General features: G+C 69.5%; 5 protein-coding genes. 2 read left to right on the plus strand and 3 right to left on the minus strand.

The annotated features are described in order from the left end of the window. Nucleotides 1-137: 137 nt before the first annotated feature. Nucleotides 138-1595: an MFS transporter gene (locus DXK93_RS01130; protein WP_233564478.1), complete on the minus strand. Its 1458-nt coding sequence runs from the start codon at nt 1593-1595 to the stop codon at nt 138-140. Between the two features lie 161 nt (nt 1596-1756). Here DXK93_RS01130 and DXK93_RS01135 point away from each other — a divergent pair, with 161 nt between their 5' ends. Continuing rightward, the gene (locus DXK93_RS01135; RefSeq protein ID WP_119449099.1) at nt 1757-2635 is read left to right on the plus strand and encodes a LysR family transcriptional regulator; all 879 of its coding nucleotides are present in this window, start codon (nt 1757-1759) and stop codon (nt 2633-2635) included. Here the strand turns inward: DXK93_RS01135 and DXK93_RS01140 are convergent. After that, nucleotides 2632-3426 (minus strand): enoyl-CoA hydratase/isomerase family protein, encoded by a 795-nt coding sequence (locus DXK93_RS01140; protein ID WP_119449100.1) that lies wholly within the window; start codon nt 3424-3426, stop codon nt 2632-2634. The genes DXK93_RS01135 and DXK93_RS01140 overlap by 4 nt on opposite strands. 137 nt (nt 3427-3563) lie before the next feature. Between DXK93_RS01140 and DXK93_RS01145 the strand changes: the two genes are divergently transcribed. After that, nucleotides 3564-4475: an SDR family oxidoreductase gene (locus DXK93_RS01145; protein ID WP_119449101.1), complete on the plus strand. Its 912-nt coding sequence runs from the start codon at nt 3564-3566 to the stop codon at nt 4473-4475. Here the strand turns inward: DXK93_RS01145 and DXK93_RS01150 are convergent. After that, a complete protein-coding gene (locus DXK93_RS01150; RefSeq protein WP_119449102.1) occupies nt 4439-5164 on the minus strand; it encodes a TetR/AcrR family transcriptional regulator in 726 nt (241 codons plus the stop codon). The two genes, DXK93_RS01145 and DXK93_RS01150, sit on opposite strands and share 37 nt — an antisense overlap. Nucleotides 5165-5193: the final 29 nt, after the last annotated feature.

The raw sequence follows: 5193 nt of genomic DNA on the forward strand, positions 1-5193 counted from the left end.
CGGCGAGAATGCGCGGCGCGTCCAGGGGACGTCGGGCAGGGTGAAACGGGAAAGGGTTTCGACGCGGGCCCAGAGGCGCTCGGCGTTCAGGGGAGGAAAAGCGTGTGGCATGAGACTTCCTGAAAATACGCCAGGAATTATGGCATGCGTGCCTGCAAGGTCTGGCTGCGTGGCGCATCCAGGAACAGCGCCACCACCGCAGCGCAGGCCAGGGTGATAGCGATCAGCGCGTGCAGCAGTTGGCGGAAGGCGTCGTCATAAGCCTGGCGCAACAGGGCCGGGGCCGCGCCGGGCTGATGGAACAGGGCTTGCGCCATGTCGCCGGCTGCGAGGTATTGCGCGGCGGCGCCTGGATCCGCGCCGAGCCGGTGGGCGATCAAGAAGGTCAGCAAGGCGTTGACGCTGGCCAGCGCGATGCCTTCACCGGCTACGCGGGTGGTGCTGAAGATGCCGGCGGCCATGCCGGCCCGCTCGGGCGGCGCGACGCTCATGGACAGGCCGTCCATCAGGCCCCAGGGCAGGCCGGTGCCTGCGCCGATCAGCAGCATGGGCCAGAGCGCGGCCTGGGGCGCGTGTTCCACCCCGATGCGGCTGAGCCAGTACAGGCCCAGGGCTGCGGCCAGCAGGCCCAGCGCGCAACTGCGGCCCGCGCTCATCCAGCGCATGGTCCAGACGGCGACCGCCGGCATGAAGAGCAGCGGCGCGGACAGGGCCGCCATCGCCAATCCTGCGCTGGCCTCGCTGCGCCCCTCGATGCCGATGAAGCGGATCGGCAGCAACACCAGCAGCACCACATAGCAATAGCAGGTGGCTACGGGCAGCATCTGCACGCCGACAAAGCGCGGATAGCGCAGCAGCGTCAGGTTCAGCATCGGCCGGCGCACGCGGCGCTCGATCGCGACGAAGGCCAGCAGGCACAGCGCCGCAGCGGCCAGCAGCCTCCAGGCAAGCGCGGACGCGCCGCGCGCGGCAGGCATTTCCAGGATGCCCCAGGTCAAGAGCGCCAGCGCGCAGGTGAAGGCCAGGCTGCCCGCCCAGTCCAGCGGACCCGCTTGCGGGTCCCGCGATTCCTGCATCCGGGGCAGGGCGACGGCCAGCGCCATAGCGCCGACCGCGGCGCTCGACAGAAAGACCGAGCGCCAGCCCAGGCTGTCGATCAACAGGCCGGCCAGCATCGGCCCCAGCGCCAGGCCTGCGCCGAAGCTGGCGCCGAGCAGGCCAAAGGCACGGGTGCGCGCCGGACCGGAGCAGGCGTGGGCCAGGGAGGCCGAGCCGCCCGCGAGGGCTGCTGCGGCGCCCGCGCCCTGCAGTGCGCGCAGGCCGTCCAGCCAAGCCACCGTGGGCGCCAGGGCCAACGCAATCGATACCAGCACGAATAAGGCCACGCCGGACACGAACAGGCGCTTGCGGCCGTACGCGTCGGCCAGCGTGCCAGCCGCCATCAGCAGGCTGCCGAAGCTCAGCATGAAGGCGTTGGTGATCCAGCCGAGCGCCTGGGCGTGGCCGCCCAGATCGCGGCCGATGGCGGGGGTGGCGATGGCGCCGCCGGAAAAGCTCAAGGGCAGGATCAGGGCGGCCGTGCAGACGGCAAGCATGGTCCAGCCAGGGGAAACGGGAACTGAGGTAGGGGAAGGCATCGACGAATCAGGTTGGAATAGCCGGGATAGGCGTCGATGAAGGATAAAATCGCGTCAATAAAACAAAAATGCCGCGTATTTCCTATCTAAGCGGATAAATATTCCTTAATGGAGCGGAAATGGACAGCCTGAGCGGAATACATGCCTTCGTCCACGCCGCGCAGCGCGGCAGCTACGTCGCGGCCGCCGAGCATCTGGGCCTGTCGGCCTCGGCGGTGGGCAAGAGCGTGGCGCGGCTGGAGGACAGGCTGGGCGTGCGCCTGCTCAACCGCAGTACGCGGCGCATCAGCCTGACCGAAGCGGGCGCGCTCTATCTGGAGCGCTGCTTGCGCATCGTGCACGAGCTGGATGAGGCCGAAGCCGAGGTGACGCAGGGCCGCGAAGCGCCGCGCGGGCGCTTGCGGGTCAGCGTGCCGGCCATCGGCTACCGCTTGTTGCTGCCGCTGCTGCCTGAATTCACCCGCCTTTATCCGGAGATCGAACTCGACCTGGACTTCAACGACCGCATCGTCGACGTGATCGGCGAGGGGCTGGACGCAGTGATACGCAGCGGGGACTTCGCTGACTCGCGCCTCAGGGCGCGGCCGCTGGGGCCGTATCGATTCGTGGTGGCGGGCGCGCCCGCCTATCTGGCCGCGCATGGCGCGCCGCGCACGCCGGACGACCTGGATGGCCACGCCAGGCTGGCCTATCGCTATCCGGGCTCGGGCCAGGCGCAGCACTGGCAGTTCCGCGACGGGCCACTCGCGCCGCAGCCCGCGGCGTTGACCTTCAATAGTGTCGAGGCGCTGATCGGCGCGGCACAGGCCGGGCTGGGTCTGGCCTACCTGCCGGACTTCGCGCTGCGGGCGGCTTTGGACGAAGGCAGGCTCATCACTGTGTTGGACGAGCACCTCGACGCTGGCGGCCGCTTTTCCGTGTTGTGGCCCGACAGCAGGCACCCGCTGCCCAAGCTGCGCGCCTTCGTCGATTTCCTGGCCGAGCGGCTGGGCGCCTAGCGCCTGAGGCGCCAGGAAGGTTCGCGCTTTTCCAGGAACGCGCCGACGCCTTCGCGCGCTTCGTCCGTGCTGCGCACGGCCGCGATGCGTTCCACCGTGTCGGCGATGAGGGCCGCGTCGATCTCCCGGCCGGCGAAATCGCGCACCAGCCGCTTGCTGGCCTGCACCGCGCCGGGGCCGTTGTCGCACAGGGCAAGGCACAGCGCCTCGGCGCGTTGCGCCAGGTCGGCCAGGGGGGCGACGTCGTGCACCAGGCCCAGCCGGAACGCGGTCGCGGCGTCGAAGCGCTCGGCGGTCAGGAAGTAGCGGTTGGCCGCGCGCTCGCCCATGGCGCGCAGCACATAGGGGCTGATGGTGGCGGGCAGCAGCCCCAGCCGTGTTTCCGAAAGGCAGAAGTGCGCGCTCTCCGCGGCGATGGCGATGTCGCAGGCCGACACCAGGCCCATGCCGCCGGCATAGGCGTCGCCGTTGACGCAGGCCACCACCGGCTTGGGGCAGGACCAGATCGCGTGCAGCATGCGGGCCAGCTTGGCCGCGTCGGCGCGATTTTCGGCGTCGGTCAGCGTGGCCATCTTGCGCATCCAGTTCAGGTCGCCGCCGGCGCAGAAGGCCTTGCCCGCGCCCGTCAGCAGCAGCACGCGCACGGCGGGGTCGTCCACCGCGGCCTGCACTGCGCCGGTCAGGGCGGCGATCAGCGTGTCGTCGAACGCGTTGCGCATGTCGGGGCGGTTCAGCGTCAGGCGGGCGATGGGTCCGTCGTGGGCGATGTCCAGCGGGGCGGGCGTGGTCATTCCGGGTCTCCAGTTTTCTTGATTCAGGCTCAACAAAGCGGCGGGACTAGCGGTCGATTCTAGGTTGAAATTTCTGTTCCGGCCATCGAATCGGAACAAATATTGAGTTATCCTCAAAAAAAATAATGGAGCGAGACATGAGCCAGAAAGCAGGCGGCGTGGCCGCCGGCCAACGCTACGCGTCGGTATTCCGGCCGGGGCTGTATCAGGGCAAGACCATCGTCGTGACCGGGGGCGGCAGCGGGCTGGGCCGCTGCACCGCGCACGAGCTGGCGTCGCTGGGCGCGAGCCTGGCGCTGGTAGGGCGCAAGCTCGACAAGCTGCAGGCGGCGCAGGACGAAATCTGCCGGATCTACCCCGAGGCCAGCGGCCGCATCAGCCTGCACGCCTGCGACATCCGCGACGAGGCCGGCGTGCGCGGCGCGGTTGCCGATGCGCTGGCGCGGCACGGCGCCATCGACGGCCTGTTCAATTGCGCGGGCGGCCAGTTCCCGGCGCCGCTGGACCGCATCACCTACAACGGCTGGAACGCGGTGGTGCAGAACAATCTGCACGGCACCTTCCTGATGTCGCGCGAGGTCTACACCCAGCACATGCGCCAGCACGGCGGGGCCATCGTCAACATGCTGGCCGACATCTGGGGCGGCATGCCGGGCATGGGGCATTCGGGCGCGGCGCGCGCGGGCGTCTGGAACCTGACCGAAACCGCGGCCTGCGAATGGGCCCATGCAGGCGTGCGCGTCAACGCGGTGGCGCCGGGCTGGATCGCTTCCAGCGGCATGGACAGCTACGACGAGGACTACCGCGCCGTGCTGCGCGAATTGCGCACCAAGGTGCCGCTGCAGCGCTTCGGCACCGAGGCCGAGCTGGCGGCGGCGGTCGTGTTCCTGCTGTCGCCGGCCGCGGCCTTCATCAACGGCAGCGTCATCCGGGTGGATGGCGGCGTGCCCAATGCCCGCCATTCCTGGACCCTGGCGCCCGCCGAACGGGGCGAAGCCTACAACGGCTTTCCTCAGTACGAGCCGCCGTCCTTGTTTTCCGACGATTGAAGCCGATGCAGGGCGTCCCGCACTTCGCCGCGGAATTGCGCCAGCGCCAGGGCGTCCTGCGCGGGCGGCTGCAGCGCCTGCCACAGGAAGCCGACCAACTGGTCGGCGGTGGCGGCCACGTTCACCCGTGCGCCGCGCAGGATGGCGTCCCACAGCACATGCTCCATCGGCCCGTAGACGGCCGAGCGCAAGAGCCGCAGCGGCATGTCGCGGCGGATGTCGCCGTCGGCCTGGCCCTGGGCCAGGATGCCCATCAGCGGCGCGGTGTAGCGGCGCTGCAGGCCCGCGTAGACCTCGCCGAAATCGTCGTTGCGCGCGCGCCCTTCGGACAGGATGAAGGCGCACAGCCCGGTGCCTTCGGCCAGCAGGTGGCGCAGGTGCGCATGCACCAGGAAATGCAGCCGGGCCCGCGCGCCGTGCACGTGGGGCAGGCTGTCCTCGACCTTGGCGATGATCTCGTCGTACCAGTCGCTGATCACCCGCACGCACAGTTCGCGCTTGCCGCCGAAATAAGTGAACACCGTGGCTTCGGACACGCCCAGGCGCTGCGCGATCTCGGTGGTGGTGGCCGCCTGGAAGCCGGCTTCGGAGAAGACCTGGCGGGCGACGCGCAGGATGTCGCGGATGCGCTGTTCGGATTTGGCGCTGGCCGGCGGTCGGCGCATCGGGACGGTGGCGGCTTTTTCCATGCGGGGGGAGCTGTCTCTTATACACATCT

It is taken from the genome of Achromobacter sp. K91 (assembly GCF_003576205.1).
Lineage (GTDB): Bacteria > Pseudomonadota > Gammaproteobacteria > Burkholderiales > Burkholderiaceae_B > Achromobacter > Achromobacter aegrifaciens.

What these genes read in the sequence shown, in the direction of transcription:
- DXK93_RS01135 (WP_119449099.1), top strand. Translation starts at nt 1,757, where the DNA reads ATGGACAGCCTGAGCGGAATACATGCCTTCGTCCACGCCGCGCAGCGC.
- DXK93_RS01130 (WP_233564478.1), bottom strand. Translation starts at nt 1,595, where the DNA reads ATGCTTGCCGTCTGCACGGCCGCCCTGATCCTGCCCTTGAGCTTTTCC.
- DXK93_RS01140 (WP_119449100.1), bottom strand. Translation starts at nt 3,426, where the DNA reads ATGACCACGCCCGCCCCGCTGGACATCGCCCACGACGGACCCATCGCC.
- DXK93_RS01145 (WP_119449101.1), top strand. Translation starts at nt 3,564, where the DNA reads ATGAGCCAGAAAGCAGGCGGCGTGGCCGCCGGCCAACGCTACGCGTCG.
- DXK93_RS01150 (WP_119449102.1), bottom strand. Translation starts at nt 5,164, where the DNA reads ATGGAAAAAGCCGCCACCGTCCCGATGCGCCGACCGCCGGCCAGCGCC.